This is a genomic window from Rhizobium sp. CF122 (assembly GCF_000282035.1).
In the GTDB taxonomy this organism is placed as follows: Bacteria; Pseudomonadota; Alphaproteobacteria; order Rhizobiales; family Rhizobiaceae; genus Rhizobium.
Genome location: NZ_AKKA01000120.1, coordinates 17,325 through 34,014 on the forward strand (window position 1 = coordinate 17,325; position 16,690 = coordinate 34,014).

A 16,690-nucleotide genomic window follows, 5' to 3' on the forward strand; every position below is an offset into this window, starting at 1 on the left:
TGTCCTGTGACTGTTGTAAGAGTGGTGTCAGCCGACGAGCGGCATCTCCGCCAAAACCTTTTCCGTGCCGTAGAGGCGCAGGAAGGCGGAAACCGCCCTCTCCGCCTGACGCGCAGTATCCTTGAGACCCGGCTCGCCGAGCAGCATGCGAACATGCAGGTCGGAAACAATCAGGCCATAAAGCGTGTGATATGCCTCGTCGGCATCATGGAAGCGCAGCAGACCGGCGCGCTTGCCGGAATCGATCAGCCCCATGGCGCGGCGATCGATCTGGCGGCGACCACGCTCCAGAAGCAGCTTGCCGAGCTTGGAGCCGTCGCGATGCGACTGGCCGATCGCAAGACGGTTGAGCGCCAGAGAGACGTCGCCGGCGAGAACCTCAAGCAGATCCTTCGAGAAGATGACAAGGTGGTCGTGCAGGCTGGCCGACGTCAGTCGCTCGCCGTTACGCTCGAACGTGCGCACCTTGCTGGCCTGGTAAGCGATCATGGCAGACAGCAGTCCGTCGCGGTCGCCGAACCACTTGTAGAGGCTTTCCTTGGAGCAATTCGCGGCGCGGGCAACGCCCGATGTCGTCAGCGCCTTCTCGCCGCCATCGACGAGCAGCCGCAACGCCTGCTCTAGAACGGCGTTTTGGCGCGGCGAAAACTCGCTGGGCTCCAAATTATCGACGGACACGGCCTCACTCCCGACAAGTACCGTACGGTACGGTTCGCATGCTTTATGCTGCAAAGCTCGATGCGCGTCAAGCGGCATCAAGGGAAAAATTCATGCTGCAGCGCACTGCCGAATCTATGCCTGCGCCAAGCTCAGGCAACTCGCTCACACAAACTCAAGCACCATCAACCGGTTCACGCGCTGCCTCGACGTCTCGTAGGGGAGACAGACCGTAAACTCGGCTGTATTCGCGGCTGAACTGCGACGGACTTTGATAGCCGACCCGATGCCCGGCGGTGCCGGCATCAAGACGCTCGACCAGCATCAGACGGCGTGCCTCGTGTAGCCGCAGCTGCTTCTGGTACTGCACCGGCGTCATTGCCGTGATCGACTTGAAATGATGATGGAAGGACGACACGCTCATATTGACCTGCTCGGCGAGATCCTCGATGCGCAGTGGGCGCGCGAAGTTCTGGCGGAGCCAGGCAATGGCTCGTGCGATACGATTGCCGTGACTATCCGCGACCGCGATGCTGATCAGCCGGCCGCCATCTGGGCCCGTGAGCACGCGATAGAGGATTTCCTGTTCGATCAGCGGCGCCATCGCTGCGATATCCTTCGGACTATCGAGCAAGCGCAGCAGCCGCACCGTTGCATCCAGAAGCTCCGGCGTCGCGACATTGACTGCGATCCCGCGGCCCCGTCCCGGCATGGTCGGCCGTGGCATATCGGCACGACTCAGCAACTCAAGAACCTTTTCGCTGTTGATGGCGAGCGTCAGACAGAAGTGCGGAACCTCCACGCTGGCCTCGACCACGCGCCAGATGACAGGCAGATCGAGCGAGGTCAGAAGGTAATCGCCGGCGCCATAATTGATGACGTCGGTTCCGAGACGAAGGCTCTTGGAGCCCTGGATAACCAAGGCAATACAAGGCCGGTAGCTGCCGTGGCACGGCGCGCTCGGCGAATGCCGGCGGCTGATCCCCAGGCTCTCGATGGCGGTGCGGACTTCGCCCTCGTCGCCGGCATATCGAGCGGCAATCGAAGCGATCTCCTGATAGGGATTGAACGGCAAGGTCATGCGAAAGAAACCCTTATCTGCAGCGCCGGCGGGATGTGCACTATCTAGGATAGGTTCGAGCCCCCGAGAATAGCCCATCCCCTCAATTTTGCAGGATCGTGCAAAAAGCTCGGAGGATCGCTCTACCGCACCTGAGACGTTCCGATGCATTTTCGGCCATCCGCCCAGCAACCAAAGGAAGTCCCGGATGCCTATTGCAAAAGGCTATGCTGCCACCGACGCGTCGAAGCCGCTAACACCCTTCACCTTCGAGCGTCGCGACCCCAATCCTGACGATGTCGTGATCGACATCAAGTTCGCCGGCATCTGCCATTCGGACATCCACACCGTTCGCAACGAGTGGAAGAATGCGGTCTACCCGATCGTCCCGGGTCACGAAATCGCTGGTATCGTCTCGGCTGTCGGCTCTGCCGTGACCAAGTTCAAGGTCGGCGACCGCGTCGGTGTCGGCTGCTTCGTCGACAGCTGCGTTGGCTGCGCAACCCGCGACGTCGACCGCGAGCAGTATATGCCGGGCCTGGTCGGCACCTATAACAGCGTCGAGGCCGACGGCAAGACGCCTACCCAGGGCGGCTATTCAGACTCGATCGTCGTCAAGGAAGGCTACGTGATGTCCATTCCGGACAACCTTCCGCTTGACGCTTCCGCCCCGCTGCTTTGCGCCGGCATCACGCTCTATTCGCCACTTCGCCACTGGAATGCTGGCCCCGGCAAGAAGGTCGCGATCGTCGGCATGGGCGGCCTTGGCCACATGGGCGTCAAGCTCGGCGCCGCCATGGGCGCGGATATCACCGTCCTCTCCCAGAGCCTTTCCAAGAAGGAAGACGGCCTGAAGCTCGGCGCCAAGGAATATTACGCCACCAACGACCCGGCGACCTTCGAAAAACTTGCCGGCGCCTTCGATCTTGTGATCTGCACTGTTAGCGCCGAAATCGACTGGAATGCCTATCTCGGCCTGATCAAGGTCGATGGCGCCTTCGTCGTGGTCGGCGCGCCGGAAAACCCGATCCCGGTCGCTGCCTTCTCGCTGATCCCCGGTCGCAAGAGCATTTCCGGCTCGATGATCGGCTCGATCAAGGAAACCCAGGAAATGCTGGACTTCTGCGGCGAGCACAACATCGTCTCCGAGATCGAGAAGATCAACATCCAGCAGGTCAACGAAGCCTACGAACGCGTTCTGAAGAGCGATGTTCGCTATCGCTTCGTCATCGACATCGCCTCGCTGGCTGCCTGACAAACGCAAAGGGCGGCCTTGAGCCGCCCTTTTTGTTATGTGCGATCGTCGTCGCGCATTGTTTCCTTTTGAGTGATGAGCCGCGCGCTGTGCTGACCGCTCAGGTAGATCCAGAGCCAGCTCCAGGCCACAGCAAAGCGCGAACGCGTCCCGATCAGGAAGTAGATGTGGGCGATGCCCCATATCCACCAGGCGATCCAGCCTTTCAGTTTGATGCGACCGAAATCGATGATCGCGGCGCTCTGGCCGATCGTCGCAAGACTGCCCTGATGTCTATAGCGAAACGGAGCGGGCGCCGGTTTTGCCGCTAGGCGCGCGCGGATCACCTTTGCGGCATAGGCACCCTGTTGCTTGGCGGCCGGCGCGATCCCTGGAACCGGGGCGCCGCTCTCCTGAATGACAGAGGCCGTGTCGCCGACGACAAAGACATCCGGAAACCCCGGCGCAGTCAGATCCTTCTCGACGATGACGCGCCCCGCCCGATCTGCCGGCACATCGAGCCACTTGGCAGCGGGCGACGCCTGTATGCCTGCAGCCCAGACGATCGTGCGGCTTGGGATGATCCCTTCGCTTGTCTCGACGCCTGCTGCCGTGCACTCCAGGACGCGCTCGCCGATATGCAGTTCGACACCGAGTTCTTCAAGCGCCTTGCCGGCATAGGCCGAAAGCTCTTCGGCAAAGGTAGGAAGTACGCGCGGCCCCGCCTCGACGAGCACGACCCGTGTCTTGCGCGTATCAATATTGCGGAATTCGCGCGGCAAGGCATTGCGCGCAAGCTCGACAATGATCCCGGCGAGCTCGACACCGGTCGGCCCTGCACCGACAATCGTGAAAGTCAGAAGCGCGTCACGGATAGCGGGATCGGTTTCGGTCTCCGCCCGTTCGAATGCGAGCAAAACCCGTCGTCGGATCGTCGTGGCATCCTCCAGCGTCTTCAGCCCTGGCGCAACCGGCTCCCAATCGTCTCGCCCGAAGTATGCGTGCGTTGCTCCCGTCGCTAGAACAAGGCTGTCATAACGCAGAGTCATGCCGCTGCGTAAGGCAACTTCCTTTGCGGCAGTATCGATACCAACGACCTCGCCAAGCAGCGTCGTAACGTCCGGCCGGTCGCTATAGAGGTGGCGAATGGGCCAGGCGATATCCGAGGTCGAAAGGATTGTCGTCGCCACCTGGTAAAGTAGCGGTTGGAACAGGTGATGATTGCGACGGTCGACCAGGGTGATGCGGACGCCCGCTCCCTTCAAATCGTTTGCCAACTGCAGTCCGCCGAAACCGCCACCGACAACGACAACGTGGTGCTCGCTCATGACTTGCCTTTCCGTGCCATTGCGCTACCGCAAATGTCGTCGATTGCCCGCGGCTTTCAACCTCTCTTTGGGTATAGCTCGCCTGCGTCCAGCGGTTGTCGCGGAGGTCGAATTCAGAGAGTGGAGACAACTCAGTCTGCGTAAGCAACCGGAATCGATGTCCCGCTTTTCAGCAACTCCATCGAGATGGATGCGGACACGTCGAAGAGTTCGATCTTGCGAACGATCTGCTTGTAGATCACATCGTAGTGCTCGACGCGTGGCAGCACGATCTTGAGAATGTAGTCGTGGTTCCCGGTAAGCCGATGCGCCTCGACGATCTCGGGAATGGCGCTGATCGCCCGACGAAATGCTTCGATCCATTCGTCGGTGTGGTGCGCCGTCTTGATCAGCGCAAACACCGTCGTCGGGACACCCATCTTCTCACGGTCAAGCACCACGATCCGCCGCGCAATGTGACCGCTCTCCTCCAGCCGCTGGATGCGCCGAGAACAGGCCGAGACCGATAACGCGACCTTCTCTGCGAGATCCGTCACCGAAATGCCCGCATCGGCTTGCAAGAGTTCGAGGATTCGGCGGTCGCGATCATCCAGCATCGAGTCTTCCCAGAGTCATGATTTGATTTCGCACGATACTGAAATTTGGCGCAAAAATACAGCGCCAACGGAGAACTTGATACAAACAAAGCAAACCATTTGCGCGATGATCGATGCATGATTTCGCCAATAGGAAATTCCAGACGGGAGCATAACAATAATGCAGACAATCGGACTGATTGGCGGGATGAGCTTCGAAAGCTCGGCGGTCTACTATCGCTTGATCAATGAAATGGTGCGCGAGCGCCTCGGTGGGCTCGCCTCGGCCGACCTCCTGATGCACTCCGTCAATTTCGATGAGATCGTCGCCATGCAAAGGGCGGGCGACTGGGACGCCGCTGCCAACCGGCTCGGCGACGTCGCCCTGCATCTGCAGATTGCCGGCGCGCGCTGCATGCTCATCTGCACGAACACCATGCATCTCATCGCCGACCAGGTCGCCTCGCGCATCTCCGTTCCCCTGATCCACATCATCGACGAGACCGCGAAGTCCTTGAAGGCCGCCGGACGCAAGCGCCCGCTGCTGCTCGCCACGCGATACACGATGGAGCATGGTTTCTATGCCGATCGCATGAAGAGCCTTGGCGTCGACGTCGTCGTTCCCGAAGCCGCCGACCGGACATCCGTTCATGACATCATCTTCAATGAGCTCTGCGCCGGAAAGGTGCTCGACAGTTCGCGTGACAAGCTCATGCAGATTATCGAGCGCGAGCGGGCCAAGGGCGCCGACAGCATTATTCTCGGCTGCACGGAAATCTGCCTCATCCTCGACCCGAAGCATCTGCCCCTGCCCGGCTTCGACACGACTGAGATCCATGCCAGGGCAGCTGTCGAGTTCGCGCTTGGCGACGAAGCGGTCGAAGAGATCGTCGCCGCCTGAGTTACAAATTAGTTGACTCAGTCAATTAATTGCAGGACAAAATCTCCTATCAGGAGGTTTTGTCCATGTCCGACTCTGGCTTGATCGACGTCGCCCGCGACTTCAATCGCTTCTATACGAACTTTCTCGGCGTCTTGAACCGGGCCTATCTTGATACGGAGTTCACGCTCACCGACGCGCGTGTCCTCTTCGAGGTCGGCTCTCGCAACGGTATAAGCGCGGTCACTCTTGCCCGCGACCTGCACCTCGACCCCGCCTATCTTAGTCGCATCCTCAAGCGCTTCCGAGCCGACGGACTGATCGAAACAAAGCCCGATCCCAGCGATCTGCGCAGTCAGATCATTATGGTCACCACCAAGGGACACGATCAGTTCGAGGAACTTGGCAGGCGCTCAAATGCTCAGATCGCGGAGCGCTTCGGCAACCTCGCCGAGGGCGAGCCGCAAAGCGTTGTAACGGCAATGACAGCTATCCGCTCGCTACTCGATCCGGACGCCTCACCTCCTCCATTGGTCATCCGCGCCCACCGGCCCGGAGATATCGGCTGGATCGTTCAGAGCCAGGGGAAGGCCTATACCGAGGAATACGGCTGGGACATGCGCTTCGAGGGCCTTGTTGCAGAGGTCGCCGGCAAGTTCCTGGCGAATTTTGATCCGTCGACGGAGTATTGCTGGATTGCCGAGCGTGGTGGCATCAACGTCGGCTCCATTCTCGTGACCAATGGCGGCGACGGCGTTGCGAAGCTTCGTCTGCTCTATGTCGACAAAGCGGCACGCGGCCTCGGGCTCGGCAAGATGCTGGTCGACGAATGCATCCGCTTTGCCAGAACAAAGAAATATCGACAGATAACGCTCTGGACGAACGACATCCTGCACGCTGCGCGCGGCATTTACTTGAAGGCCGGCTTTCGCCTTGTCTCCGAAGAAAGACACCGGATGTTCGGGCCGGAGGAAAACGGGCAGACCTGGGTTCTTGATCTCTGATTTGCTGCGTCGCAAAAGTTTCACTTGATTTGGAAACGATCATTTCCTAATTAGTCAGCCATGACCATGGCGACCCTTTCTGAAACGACCCGGACACGCGGCAGGCCGCGCGAGTTCGATCGCGATGCAGCGCTCGACAAGGCGCTGCAGGTGTTTGCCGAGCGCGGCTATCATGCCGCGTCGATCAGCGAGCTCACCGAGGCCATGGGCCTTGCCTCCGGCAGCGTCTACAAGGCTTTCAAGGACAAGCGCGGCATATTCCTCGCAGGCTTCGACCGATATCGCACCGTGCGTCGCGGCCTGCTGGATGCCCGCATGGCGAAGGTTGGAACCGGCCGCGAGAAAATCCGCGAGGTCCTGGCCCATTATGCGCTCTCGTCACATGGCGCCTCCGGTCGTTGCGGCTGCCTCGTCGTTAGCAGTGCGAACGACCTTGCGCTTTTCGACGAGGAAGCCGCCGAGCGTGTCGCAGCGGCTTTTACAGCCAACGAAAAACTGATCACCGATCTCCTCCGCCTCGGCCAAAGCGACGGCTCGATCGCAGCCGAAATTGACGTCGCGGCCACCGCCCGTACCCTCCTTTGCGTCACCAAGGGAATGCGAGTGGTCGGCAAAACGGGACGAAGCGAAGAAGACATGGTCGCTGTCGCCGAGACTGCAATGAAGCTTCTTGCGTGAATCGGGTTGCGATCGACCTGCCTAAACGCGCAACCTTTTTTAATCATCCGATAGTCCCACCGGAGCCTACTATGAGCCTTTCGACCACCACGCGGGAAACCGTCGCGCCACAGACGATCTCGCCGTTGATGACGTTTCTTTTCGCCGCCGCATGTGGGCTGGTTGCCGCCAATCTCTATTACGGCCAGCCGCTCGCCGGGCCAATCAGCACATCCCTCGGCTTTACGCCGGCGGCAACCGGCCTGATCGTCACCCTGACGCAGATCGGCTACGGTCTCGGACTGCTCTTGATCGTCCCACTCGGCGATCTGCTGGAAAATCGCAGACTTGTGCTGACACTCATCACCACCTCAGCTGTCGCTTTGGTCGGAGCCGCCTTATCGTCAACGCCCGCGATGTTTCTCCTCGCCTCGTTGTGCATCGGCCTCGCCTCGGTCGCCGTCCAGGTGCTCGTTCCCTTTGCCGCCCACATGGCGCCGGACGCAAGCCGTGGCCGCGTCGTCGGCAACGTCATGAGCGGGCTGCTCTGTGGCATCATGCTGGCACGCCCCTTCGCCAGCTTCCTTGCCGAGGCGACTTCCTGGCACATGGTCTACTTCGTCACCGCTGCCTTGATGATCGTGCTCGTCGTCATTTTGAGGGCTAAGCTGCCAGTGCGTGTTCCTCACACCAAGCTGAGCTATGGCAAGCTGCTTGCCTCTATGGCAGATCTCGCCCTCCATTCGCGCGTTCTGCAGCGTCGCGCACTCTACCAAGCCGGCATGTTTGGTGCTTTCAGCCTGTTCTGGACCACCACGCCTCTGCTTCTGGCCGGCCCTGAATTCGGGCTGACGCAGAACGGCATTGCCTTGTTCGCGCTGGCCGGTGCTGCCGGTGCCATCGCTTCGCCGATCGCCGGACGCCTGGCCGACCGCGGCCTGACCAAGGCTGCCTCCACGCTGGCGATGTTGCTTGGAATGTCGGCCTTTCTCATCAGCCACTTCGCGACGGACGGTTCGCTGACGGCGCTGCTGTTGCTGACGGCGGCGGCAATCCTTCTCGATTTCGGCGTAACGACCAATCTTGTCTGCGGACAGCGTGCAATCTACGCGATCAGCGCCGAGCATCGCAGCCGTCTGAACGGTCTCTACATGGCGACATTCTTTGCCGGTGGAGCGATCGGATCGGCCGTGGGCGGCTGGGCTTACGCCACCGGTGGTTGGACGATGACTGCCTGGATCGGCTTCTGTTTCCCGGCCTTCGCGTTCCTTCTCTTCCTGACGGAAGGCCGCGGCACGCAGATAGTCTCAGACGTTGCCTGAGTCGAACCTGAGCCGGGCGGCGCGAACTGCGCTATGGTTTTCTTCCGCCCAGTTCAGCAGCAGTGCGAGAGTACTGTAGAGCGAGCGGCCAAGATCGGTCATGCGATACTCGACACTCGGCGGCTTGGTCGGAAACACCTCCCGCTCGATATAGCCGTCACGCTGCAGATCTCTTAGCGTCTGCGTCAGCATGCGCTGCGAGATGTCAGGGATCATCCGCCGCAACTCGCCGAATCGGTATGGACGTTGCGACAGCGCCTCGAGCATCAGCGTCGACCATTTGCCGCCGATCTGCTGCATCATGTCCCTGACCGGGCAATTGCTGAAGTCGAGCTTGCTGAGATCGACGTCTCGACGAATGCCGGGTGCCTTGTTCTTCAGGTTGACGACGGAGCCGCTCATCCTTGGTTCCCTTTTGGTAACGTAGAGCGAAAAAACTGCCTTCTTTACAGCTCGCAGTCAATTCCTATTCTAGAGCTACTCTCTTTTTGAGACCAGTAACGAACCTAGAGGAAAGACATGAGCGAGACCATTCTCATCACCGGCGCCGCCGGCCAGCTTGGCCAGAGGGTCATCCATCACCTGCTCGAGACCGAGAAGGTTCCTGCTGCAAACATCATCGCCGCAACGCGCGACCCCGCCAAGCTCGCAGATCTCGCCGCCAAGGGCGTGGTCACCCGCCAGGCGGACTTTGACGATGCCGCCTCGCTAGAAGCCGCCTTCAAGGGCGTCGATCGGTTGCTGATCATCAGCACCGATGCACTTGCCGTCCCCGGCCAACGTCTCAAGCAGCACGAGGCAGCAGTGGATGCGGCCGTGAAGGCCGGCGTGAAACACATCGCCTACACGTCGATGCCCTCGCCGGACAAATCGCTGATCACTTTCGCACCGGACCACCTCGGCACCGAGAATGCCATCAAGGCGACGGGCATCCCCTACACCATCATCCGCAATGCCTGGTACATGGACAACTATCTCCATGGCATGCCGCACAATCTCCAGTCGGGAAGCTGGTACACGGGCAGCGGCGAAGGCAAGATTTCGAATATCTCTCGCGAAGACTGCGCACGGGCGATCGCAGCAGCTCTTGCCTCAGGGACGAAGGAAAATGCGACCTATACGCTGACCGGAGCGGAGTCTCTGACAGCAAACCAGATCGCAGCGACCGTCACCGATGCGGTGGGAAAGCCGTTGAAGGCTGTTAGCGTCACGGATGAGCAGCTTGGCCAGGGTATGCGCGGCGCGGGTCTTCCCGATTTCGTCGCCGACATGCTGGTCTCCGCCGATGCCAACATCCGCGCGGGCAACTTCGATCTGGTAACAGCCGATTATGAGAAACTGACCGGCAAGAAGCCTGAGACACTCAAGGACTTCTTCATCGCGCACAAGTCCGCCCTCATTGCCTGAGTCGGTCAAGGAGGTCCGCTTCGCACCACCGGAGCGGGCCTTCGCCTATTCGCGGTCTTAGATCTTCTGACCGCACGCCCGGCAGAACCGCCGAACGGTTTCCGCCATGCCGAATTCTAGCGCGTCCGCCGTCAATCCATGACCGATGGACACCTCAGCAAGTTTGGGAATACGCTTTACAAGCGGCGGCAAATTCGCAACCGTCAGATCGTGCCCCGCATTGACACCCAGGCCGATTGCCAGCGCCGCATCCGCTGTCTTGCCGAGCGCCTCAAGGATTGGCCCTGCCCGTTCGGGCGCGTCGTAGCACCCGCCATAAGGACCCGTATAAAGTTCGATCCGGTCAGCGCCGACCGCCTTGGCGATAGCAACGGCCTCGGCGTCCCCATCGCCGTCGGCGAACAGCGATACGCGCGTTCCCATCTTCTTCAGCCGCGCGATGACGTCTGTCAGGAAGTCGCGGTGCTTGCGGAAGTCCCAGCCATGATCCGAGGTTGCCTGTGAGGGATCGTCAGGAACCAGCGTGACCTGCTCAGGCGCGGCGCCGACACAAAGTTCGAGGAACTCATCGGTCGGATAGCCTTCGATGTTGAACTCGGCAGCAGGAAACTCATCATCGATCAGGTTTCGGATGACAGGCAGGTCGGAGAAACGGATGTGCCGCTGGTCAGGCCGCGGATGCACGGTCAGTCCGCTGGCGCCGGATTGCAGCGCGATCCGCCCCAGCCCTTCGACACTTGGCCACGGCAGATCGCGGCGGTTGCGCAGCATCGCGACGGCATTGAGATTGACGGAAAGCGTGGTCGGCATGGCAGGATTCCAAATGAAGCGAAGGATGATCGTTTCTAGGCCAATGAGTCGGTATGGGCCAACGAGATTCGTACATGAATGCATGTGAATCTGTGATGACGCGAGTGTTTCACCCGTCAGCGCGACACTGAAAGTACATATGGTTCGGTCCTCGCACTTTAGACGATCAAGCGTTTCTCCAACGCTGATTCCTCACGAGAATCGCCTTCACCTGGTGCAACTTTCTGTCTGGATTGCCCTGCAAATTAAAAGTCACTAATTTTGATACTAACAAAATACGTCAATCACGGGTAACGTAAGCTCACAATATCGAAGAGAACACCGCCAGTTGCTTCTATGCCTGAACAGGAACGATAAGAGGGAACCCCACTCAACCGCACCCTTTTGCAATTTGCAGACGCACAATGAGCACAATGGGAGGGACCATGGCAGAAGGTTACAAGCAGGGGTTCACCTCAGACCTAGCGACACAAACGCGACCGCGGCACCGTTTCCTCCCGTCAGCGGCTCTCCCCGCCGACTTGCCCCGCGGAAGAGTACCGATCGCCGACATGGCCAATGCCTTCGGCGTGACCCATCGAACCCTGCATTTCTATGAGGAGAAAGGGCTGATTTCGGCCAGCCGAATTGGCCTGATGCGCGTTTATGAGCCGGGCGACGTTATGCGCATGGCCGTCATCAACGCTTGCCGCGAGGCCGGCATGGCGGTTGCCGTGATCCAGGATCTGATGACTGACCTCATCGAGGCCGACTCGCAGGAGGCTGCCGAGGCTCTGTTTCGCGATGCGCTCGTGACCCGCAAACGCGAACTCAGCGCGGAAATGTCCACATTGCATCGACAGATGCAGCAGGTGAGCGATTTGCTCGATCGCGAGGCGACCGAGGATCAACCCCTCAACGACAATCAAAGCGGATCGGCACTCACGGATCAGGAGTTGCGGTGTCTCGCACTGATGGCGGCAGGGCTTTCCACGCAGCGCATTGCACGCACCCTCGACCTTCGAGATGACACTGCACGATCACTTGAAGCCGGCATCATCCAGAAATTCCACGCCAACAATCGCTTTCAAGCCATAGCCAAGGCCGTCATGCTCGGCGTCGTCCAAGTCTGACGCTCAGGAAAATTGCCTAACGCACGATCGTCAAGGTTTCTGCTGCGCGCGTGATAGCCGTGTAGAGCCACCGTTCGCGTGTATCGCGGAATGCCCAGCTTTCATCGAACAGCACGACGTTGTTCCACTGCGAGCCCTGCGCTTTGTGAACCGTCAGCGCGTAGCCGTAGTCGAATTCGTCATAGCGCTTGCGCGTGTTCCAGGGAATCTCACCCTCGACATCCTCGAAAGCCTGCTTCAGCAGCTTGATCTTCGCTGCGCCGCGATCCATGTCGTCGTCTTCAGGCCGGATCAACAGGTTGATGCCGGGCTTCGTCGTCTCCCTGGACGATGTCATCACCTGCCAGAGCGAGCCGTTGAGCAAGCCCTTTGCCGGATCGTTGCGCAGGCAGACGAGCTTGTCGCCCGTTTGCGGATACTCGGCCGTAAAACCCTTCAGCTCGCGAAGCCGCTGATTGTATCGGCGTCGCGTGCGGTTGGTGCCGACGAGCACCTGATCGGCATCGAGTACCAGCGACTGGTTCACCTCGCCCTTGGAGATGACCTGCGCGGTGCCATAATCGCCGTAGCTGACTTCGTTGCCCTCACGAACCTGCATTGCGAGCTGGATGATCGGATTGTCGCGAGCCTGGCGGTGAATGTCCGTCAGCAGATAGTCCGGCTCCTGATTGGTGAAGAAGCCGCCGCCGGAAACGGGAGGCAGCTGGCCGGGATCGCCGAGCACCAGAATCGGCGTTCCAAAGCTCATCAGGTCCCGGCCCAGCGCCTCGTCCACCATCGAGCACTCGTCAACCACAATAAGCGCAGCCTTGGCAACCGGGCTCTGCCGGTTGATGGAGAACATCGGCGCGATGGAGGTCTTGCCCGTTTCCTCGTCCTCGACTGCCTCCTCGCCGCGCGGGCGATAGATCAGCGAATGGATCGTCTTTGCGTTGCTGGCGCCGCGCGATCGCAGCACCTGAGCCGCCTTGCCCGTAAACGCGGCAAACAGCACATCACCGTCCACATGCTCCGCGAAATGCCGCGCAAGCGTCGTCTTGCCCGTACCGGCATAGCCGAACAGGCGGAAAAGCGGCGACCGCCCTTCTTTCAGCCATTTGGAAACGGCCTTGAGGGCTTCATCTTGTTGCGGAGCAAATTGCATCGTGGATCGACTTGGCAGGATTCGCCTGACATAGGCAACCCTGAAAATCTGGGCGAGCGGGCGATCACAATGGAATAAAACCGACGCCGATGGTGTCTCATGTCTGGCAACGCAATCAAGCGTGCCAACACGTGAGGAGAGAACCCATGAAATCCGCGAAGATGCTGATCGCATTTGCCATTGCATCCGCCGTCGCAACGTCCGCATTTGCGGCCCCGCCCGTCAAGGCGGTGAAATCCAGCAAGGGCGAGGTTCTTGCCGGCGAAAACGGCATGACTCTCTACACGTTCAAGAAGGACAAAATGGGCGTTTCCAATTGCTACGACGATTGCGCCAAGAACTGGCCGCCGCTGAAGGCCGCTAGCGATGCGAAGCCAGAGGGTGCATATTCGATTGTCGAACGGAAGGACGGCAGCAAGCAGTGGGCCAAGGACGGCATGCCGCTCTATTTCTGGGTGAAGGACAAGAAGATGGGCGATATCACCGGTGACGGCGTCGGCGGCAACTGGGATCTCGTCAAGCCGTGAGCGAACCGATTTGAAGACACCAGGGCAAGATACCTTCGAGGGCCAGATCCTGGCCCTCCTTCCCTCGCTGAGACGCTATTCCCGCAGCCTCACCCGCTCCGACGCGGACGGGGAGGATTTGCTGCAGGACTGCGTCGAGAAGGTCCTGGCCCGCCGCGGACAGTGGCGGGGGCTGAACTTGCGCGGCTGGGTGTTGACGATCATGACAAATCTCTATCGCAACGGCCGCCGCCAGACGGATCGCGCGCCGTTCGTGGAACTCAACGACGCTGAGGATACCGTATCGGTGGATCCCGCTCCCGATCCCCTCGAACGCTCGCGGCTGGAGGACGCGCTAAACAGCCTTTCGGAGGAAAACCGCTCGGTGCTGATGCTGGTCGTCATCGAAGGCTATACCTATCAGGAGGTCGCGACCGCGCTCGACATCCCGATCGGCACGGTTATGTCGCGCCTGTCACGCGCGCGCCAACGGATAGGAGAGCGCATGAAGGCTGACAATGTCATTACGCTTCGGAGACCGAAATGAACGAGATCAACCAGACCGTGACCGAAGCGGATCTTCATGCCTATGCCGACGGGCAGCTTCCCGATCAGGCACGCGCGCGCATCGAAGCGTGGCTCAGTGACAATCCGGACGATGCAGCAAGAGTGGCGGAATGGACGGCACGAAATGCCGATATCCGATCGCTCTTCGCAGCTTATGAAAAATCCACGGACACGGATATAGGGCTCGTCACTGGCCGCAGACAGCCCGCAAATTGGCCGAAGCGCCTGGCGACGATGGCCGCGATCATAGCGATTTTCGGCCTTGGCGCGTTGAGCGGCCACTACGGCCCGACGCTGTTTGAAAAGCCGGATCTGCAACTGACGGAACTCGAAACGCTTCCCAACGAAGCCCGCAACGCCTTCCTGGTTTACGCCGGTGAGGTCCGTCATCCTGTCGAGGTCTTTGCCAATGAGGAAGCTCATTTGGCGACCTGGCTCGGCAAGCGGCTAGCTGTTCAGGATCTCAAGGTTCCGAACCTGCAGGAGCTCGGCTTCAAGCTGGTCGGCGGTCGCCTGTTGCCCGTCGATGGCAGTCCCGGTGCGATGTTCATGTACGAGGACCAGGCTGGCGAACGCCTGACGGTCCTCGTCGGGCGCAACGCCGATAACAGATCTACCAGCTTCCGCTTCGCCTCGTCCGGCAATATCGAAACCTTCTACTGGATCGATGGCGAACTCGGCTATGCCGTGACCGGCGAGGTCTCGCGAGATGTGTTGAGAAAGGTCGCGGAGGAATGCTACAGGCAGTTTCCGTCCTGATCCTCAGTACAGCGGATCATTGGCAAGCTCGATCGGCTTGCCGTGCGGCGTTGCCTCCGCCGCCCGCTGCCAGCTCTTCTGCAGATCGAGGATCATGTCGGCGTCGGCCACGCCGAGTTTGACAAGGATCGCCGAAAGCGCCGCCACCCAGCAATCGAAATAGTCGCTGCCGTCTTCGGCGCGGCCGGGCTGATGCAACTCCCGGGACAGGGTCTTTGCCCATTCGCTCCACGTAAACAGGCCGCGCTCGTGCAGATGCACCGTCATGGCGAAAGCTTCCGCAGCCCAGGGCTCGGGAAAAACCGGCTCGCCATCGGAGGATTTCGGCAGTTGCGGCGATTGCGCCAGCGGCGAGCGCGTTTCACACTGGCTCAAGATAGCTCTCCCATGCATCGATCGACACGCTGAGCGTCGGGTCGGCACCTTCGCCCCAGATCTCGCCGCCATCGAACACGACCGTATAGACCCATTGCGGGTTTTCGCCCTTTCCATGGGCGTTGTCGTCCGGAAACACGAAGGAGCCCTGCACCGCCTCCACAACGCCGATTTTGGCGCGCGCATAACGCGGCAGCCGCGTATGTGTGGTCGGATTGAAATTCCTGGTTCGGACCCTGTCCCCGGCGCCAAAGCGGGGCGGCGTTGTCACCGACCGATCACACGGACCACCCTTTGCCAGCACGCCCGCCACCATGTCGGCCCTCAGGACGCGCTTCGGCGTCGCGCCATCCGTTTGCTTGTGGCCAGCAGCGATCTCTCCGGCGGTGACGAAACCGTGCCGCTCAAGCAGCACCTCGAGAGCCCGCGTCCAGATCTCATAGTAGCTCGCGCCAAGATAATTCGCCGGCGGAATGTTTTCGCGGGCATGCCGGCTCTCGTCGATATTCCAAGCGCCAAACGCGCCACTGGAAAGCGTAAGTCCAAGCGCCCGTTTCTCCCACTCCGCATGGAAATACGGCTCGTTCTTCTCGGGCGCGACTGGGCCGAAGCCCATCTGACCGCCAAGGTCGTGAGGGCCGTTCATGGAGCAACTCCCGCCACAGCCGCGAGACCCGTCCCGATCATCGCGTCGCGGCTGACGAGATCGGCAAGCTGCTCCTCGCTCCACCCTTCTGTGCCTTCCGGTCGCTCGGGAACGACCAGATAACGCAGCTCCGCAGTCGAATCCCAAACGCGGATCTTCTTATTCTCCGGCAACATCACGCCGAACTCAGCCAGCACGCCCCGCGGATCGATGACCGCCCGCGAGCGATAGGCGGGGGCCTTGTACCAGACCGGCGGCAGGCCAAGCACGGACCACGGATAACAGGAGCAAAGCGTGCAGACGACGAGATTGTGCGTATCCGCGGTGTTGAACACCGCACGCATGTGCTCACCCTGACGGCCGGTATAGCCGAGGCTCGCGACGGCAGCCGTCGCATCACGCCGCAACCACTCGGCAAATTCATGATCACTCCACGCCCTGGCAACGACGCGCGCTCCGTTGCGCGGACCGACCTTTGTCTCGTAGGTCTCCACGATCGCGTCTATCGCCGCCGGATCGATCAGTCCCTTCTCCGTCAGAACCGTCTCAAGCGCCCTCACCCGCGCCTGCATGTCGGTATAGCGGTTATCGTGGTGGTGGTCGTGGTCGTGGTCGTGCTGGTGATCGTCGTCGTGCACGAGATATCC

At 60.3% G+C, this 16,690-nt stretch carries 20 protein-coding genes; 10 read left to right on the forward strand and 10 right to left on the reverse strand.

The features are described 5' to 3' along the window. Positions 1-27 precede the first annotated feature (27 nt). Positions 28-678, reverse strand: coding sequence for a TetR/AcrR family transcriptional regulator (locus tag PMI09_RS27555; protein WP_007802125.1), 651 nt, complete (start codon positions 676-678; stop codon positions 28-30). A gap of 154 nt (positions 679-832) precedes the next feature. Further along, positions 833-1,738 carry an AraC family transcriptional regulator gene (locus tag PMI09_RS27560; protein WP_037084425.1) on the reverse strand — a complete coding sequence of 302 codons (906 nt, stop codon included), beginning with the start codon at positions 1,736-1,738 and terminating at the stop codon, positions 833-835. Between the two features lie 187 nt (positions 1,739-1,925). Between PMI09_RS27560 and PMI09_RS27565 the strand changes: the two genes are divergently transcribed. Beyond that, positions 1,926-2,972 (forward strand): NAD(P)-dependent alcohol dehydrogenase, encoded by a 1,047-nt coding sequence (locus PMI09_RS27565; RefSeq protein ID WP_007802131.1) that lies wholly within the window; start codon positions 1,926-1,928, stop codon positions 2,970-2,972. 35 nt (positions 2,973-3,007) lie between these two features. Here PMI09_RS27565 and PMI09_RS27570 read toward each other — a convergent pair whose 3' ends face one another. Together PMI09_RS27570 and PMI09_RS27575 are read right to left on the reverse strand one after the other, a co-directional pair. Next, positions 3,008-4,279, reverse strand: coding sequence for an NAD(P)/FAD-dependent oxidoreductase (locus tag PMI09_RS27570; protein ID WP_007802133.1), 1,272 nt, complete (start codon positions 4,277-4,279; stop codon positions 3,008-3,010). Positions 4,280-4,410: 131 nt separating this feature from the next. Next, the gene (locus PMI09_RS27575; protein ID WP_007802135.1) at positions 4,411-4,875 is read right to left on the reverse strand and encodes an Lrp/AsnC family transcriptional regulator; all 465 of its coding nucleotides are present in this window, start codon (positions 4,873-4,875) and stop codon (positions 4,411-4,413) included. Between the two features lie 160 nt (positions 4,876-5,035). On the opposite strand from PMI09_RS27575, the gene PMI09_RS27580 reads away from it, so the two are divergent. From PMI09_RS27580 to PMI09_RS27595, 4 genes are all read left to right on the forward strand, one after another. Further along, on the forward strand, positions 5,036-5,755 hold the full coding sequence (locus PMI09_RS27580) for an aspartate/glutamate racemase family protein (protein ID WP_007802137.1): 720 nt from the start codon (positions 5,036-5,038) through the stop codon (positions 5,753-5,755). Between the two features lie 65 nt (positions 5,756-5,820). After that, a complete protein-coding gene (locus PMI09_RS27585) occupies positions 5,821-6,738 on the forward strand; it encodes a bifunctional helix-turn-helix transcriptional regulator/GNAT family N-acetyltransferase (protein ID WP_007802139.1) in 918 nt (305 codons plus the stop codon). Positions 6,739-6,798: 60 nt separating this feature from the next. After that, the gene (locus PMI09_RS27590; RefSeq protein ID WP_007802141.1) at positions 6,799-7,416 is read left to right on the forward strand and encodes a TetR/AcrR family transcriptional regulator; all 618 of its coding nucleotides are present in this window, start codon (positions 6,799-6,801) and stop codon (positions 7,414-7,416) included. A 71-nt stretch (positions 7,417-7,487) separates the two neighbouring features. Beyond that, on the forward strand, positions 7,488-8,717 hold the full coding sequence (locus PMI09_RS27595; RefSeq protein ID WP_007802143.1) for an MFS transporter: 1,230 nt from the start codon (positions 7,488-7,490) through the stop codon (positions 8,715-8,717). On the opposite strand, the gene PMI09_RS27600 is transcribed toward PMI09_RS27595, so the two are convergent. Beyond that, positions 8,703-9,119 (reverse strand): winged helix-turn-helix transcriptional regulator, encoded by a 417-nt coding sequence (locus PMI09_RS27600; protein WP_007802145.1) that lies wholly within the window; start codon positions 9,117-9,119, stop codon positions 8,703-8,705. The two genes, PMI09_RS27595 and PMI09_RS27600, sit on opposite strands and share 15 nt — an antisense overlap. A 117-nt stretch (positions 9,120-9,236) precedes the next feature. On the opposite strand from PMI09_RS27600, the gene PMI09_RS27605 reads away from it, so the two are divergent. Further along, positions 9,237-10,124 (forward strand): SDR family oxidoreductase, encoded by an 888-nt coding sequence (locus tag PMI09_RS27605; RefSeq protein ID WP_007802147.1) that lies wholly within the window; start codon positions 9,237-9,239, stop codon positions 10,122-10,124. Positions 10,125-10,181: 57 nt separating this feature from the next. On the opposite strand, the gene PMI09_RS27610 is transcribed toward PMI09_RS27605, so the two are convergent. Next, positions 10,182-10,934, reverse strand: a complete 753-nt coding sequence (locus PMI09_RS27610; protein WP_007802149.1) for a pyridoxine 5'-phosphate synthase — start codon at positions 10,932-10,934, stop codon at positions 10,182-10,184. A gap of 425 nt (positions 10,935-11,359) precedes the next feature. Between PMI09_RS27610 and PMI09_RS27615 the strand changes: the two genes are divergently transcribed. Next, on the forward strand, positions 11,360-12,046 hold the full coding sequence (locus PMI09_RS27615; RefSeq protein WP_007802151.1) for a MerR family transcriptional regulator: 687 nt from the start codon (positions 11,360-11,362) through the stop codon (positions 12,044-12,046). A gap of 16 nt (positions 12,047-12,062) precedes the next feature. Here PMI09_RS27615 and PMI09_RS27620 read toward each other — a convergent pair whose 3' ends face one another. Next, positions 12,063-13,190: an ATP-dependent DNA helicase gene (locus tag PMI09_RS27620; RefSeq protein ID WP_007802152.1), complete on the reverse strand. Its 1,128-nt coding sequence runs from the start codon at positions 13,188-13,190 to the stop codon at positions 12,063-12,065. 146 nt (positions 13,191-13,336) lie between these two features. Between PMI09_RS27620 and PMI09_RS27625 the strand changes: the two genes are divergently transcribed. The 3 genes from PMI09_RS27625 to PMI09_RS27635 are packed head-to-tail and all read left to right on the forward strand — an operon-like array spanning position 13,337 to position 15,022. Then, on the forward strand, positions 13,337-13,717 hold the full coding sequence (locus tag PMI09_RS27625; RefSeq protein WP_007802155.1) for a COG4315 family predicted lipoprotein: 381 nt from the start codon (positions 13,337-13,339) through the stop codon (positions 13,715-13,717). A 10-nt stretch (positions 13,718-13,727) separates the two neighbouring features. Continuing rightward, a complete protein-coding gene (locus PMI09_RS27630) occupies positions 13,728-14,243 on the forward strand; it encodes an RNA polymerase sigma factor (protein WP_007802157.1) in 516 nt (171 codons plus the stop codon). Next, the gene (locus PMI09_RS27635; protein WP_007802159.1) at positions 14,240-15,022 is read left to right on the forward strand and encodes an anti-sigma factor family protein; all 783 of its coding nucleotides are present in this window, start codon (positions 14,240-14,242) and stop codon (positions 15,020-15,022) included. Before PMI09_RS27630 ends, PMI09_RS27635 begins: the two co-directional genes overlap by 4 nt. Positions 15,023-15,025: 3 nt before the next feature. Here the strand turns inward: PMI09_RS27635 and PMI09_RS27640 are convergent, their stop codons facing one another. From PMI09_RS27640 to nthA, 3 genes are read right to left on the reverse strand one after another with little or no spacing between them, the layout of a single operon-like run. Further along, the gene (locus tag PMI09_RS27640) at positions 15,026-15,397 is read right to left on the reverse strand and encodes a nitrile hydratase accessory protein (protein ID WP_007802161.1); all 372 of its coding nucleotides are present in this window, start codon (positions 15,395-15,397) and stop codon (positions 15,026-15,028) included. After that, on the reverse strand, positions 15,384-16,043 hold the full coding sequence (gene nthB / locus PMI09_RS27645; RefSeq protein WP_007802163.1) for a nitrile hydratase subunit beta: 660 nt from the start codon (positions 16,041-16,043) through the stop codon (positions 15,384-15,386). Before nthB ends, PMI09_RS27640 begins: the two co-directional genes overlap by 14 nt. Beyond that, on the reverse strand, positions 16,040-16,681 hold the full coding sequence (gene nthA, locus PMI09_RS27650; RefSeq protein ID WP_007802165.1) for a nitrile hydratase subunit alpha: 642 nt from the start codon (positions 16,679-16,681) through the stop codon (positions 16,040-16,042). The genes nthB and nthA overlap by 4 nt, the downstream gene beginning before the upstream one ends. Positions 16,682-16,690 lie beyond the last annotated feature (9 nt).

Coding starts and splice junctions, on each gene's coding strand:
- PMI09_RS27560 (WP_037084425.1), bottom strand. CDS start 1,738: ATGACCTTGCCGTTCAATCCCTATCAGGAGATCGCTTCGATTGCCGCT.
- PMI09_RS27605 (WP_007802147.1), top strand. CDS start 9,237: ATGAGCGAGACCATTCTCATCACCGGCGCCGCCGGCCAGCTTGGCCAG.
- PMI09_RS27570 (WP_007802133.1), bottom strand. CDS start 4,279: ATGAGCGAGCACCACGTTGTCGTTGTCGGTGGCGGTTTCGGCGGACTG.
- PMI09_RS27620 (WP_007802152.1), bottom strand. CDS start 13,190: ATGCAATTTGCTCCGCAACAAGATGAAGCCCTCAAGGCCGTTTCCAAA.
- PMI09_RS27610 (WP_007802149.1), bottom strand. CDS start 10,934: ATGCCGACCACGCTTTCCGTCAATCTCAATGCCGTCGCGATGCTGCGC.
- PMI09_RS27625 (WP_007802155.1), top strand. CDS start 13,337: ATGAAATCCGCGAAGATGCTGATCGCATTTGCCATTGCATCCGCCGTC.
- PMI09_RS27595 (WP_007802143.1), top strand. CDS start 7,488: ATGAGCCTTTCGACCACCACGCGGGAAACCGTCGCGCCACAGACGATC.
- PMI09_RS27580 (WP_007802137.1), top strand. CDS start 5,036: ATGCAGACAATCGGACTGATTGGCGGGATGAGCTTCGAAAGCTCGGCG.
- PMI09_RS27565 (WP_007802131.1), top strand. CDS start 1,926: ATGCCTATTGCAAAAGGCTATGCTGCCACCGACGCGTCGAAGCCGCTA.
- PMI09_RS27635 (WP_007802159.1), top strand. CDS start 14,240: ATGAACGAGATCAACCAGACCGTGACCGAAGCGGATCTTCATGCCTAT.
- PMI09_RS27590 (WP_007802141.1), top strand. CDS start 6,799: ATGACCATGGCGACCCTTTCTGAAACGACCCGGACACGCGGCAGGCCG.
- PMI09_RS27615 (WP_007802151.1), top strand. CDS start 11,360: ATGGCAGAAGGTTACAAGCAGGGGTTCACCTCAGACCTAGCGACACAA.
- PMI09_RS27575 (WP_007802135.1), bottom strand. CDS start 4,875: ATGCTGGATGATCGCGACCGCCGAATCCTCGAACTCTTGCAAGCCGAT.
- PMI09_RS27600 (WP_007802145.1), bottom strand. CDS start 9,119: ATGAGCGGCTCCGTCGTCAACCTGAAGAACAAGGCACCCGGCATTCGT.
- nthB (WP_007802163.1), bottom strand. CDS start 16,043: ATGAACGGCCCTCACGACCTTGGCGGTCAGATGGGCTTCGGCCCAGTC.
- PMI09_RS27585 (WP_007802139.1), top strand. CDS start 5,821: ATGTCCGACTCTGGCTTGATCGACGTCGCCCGCGACTTCAATCGCTTC.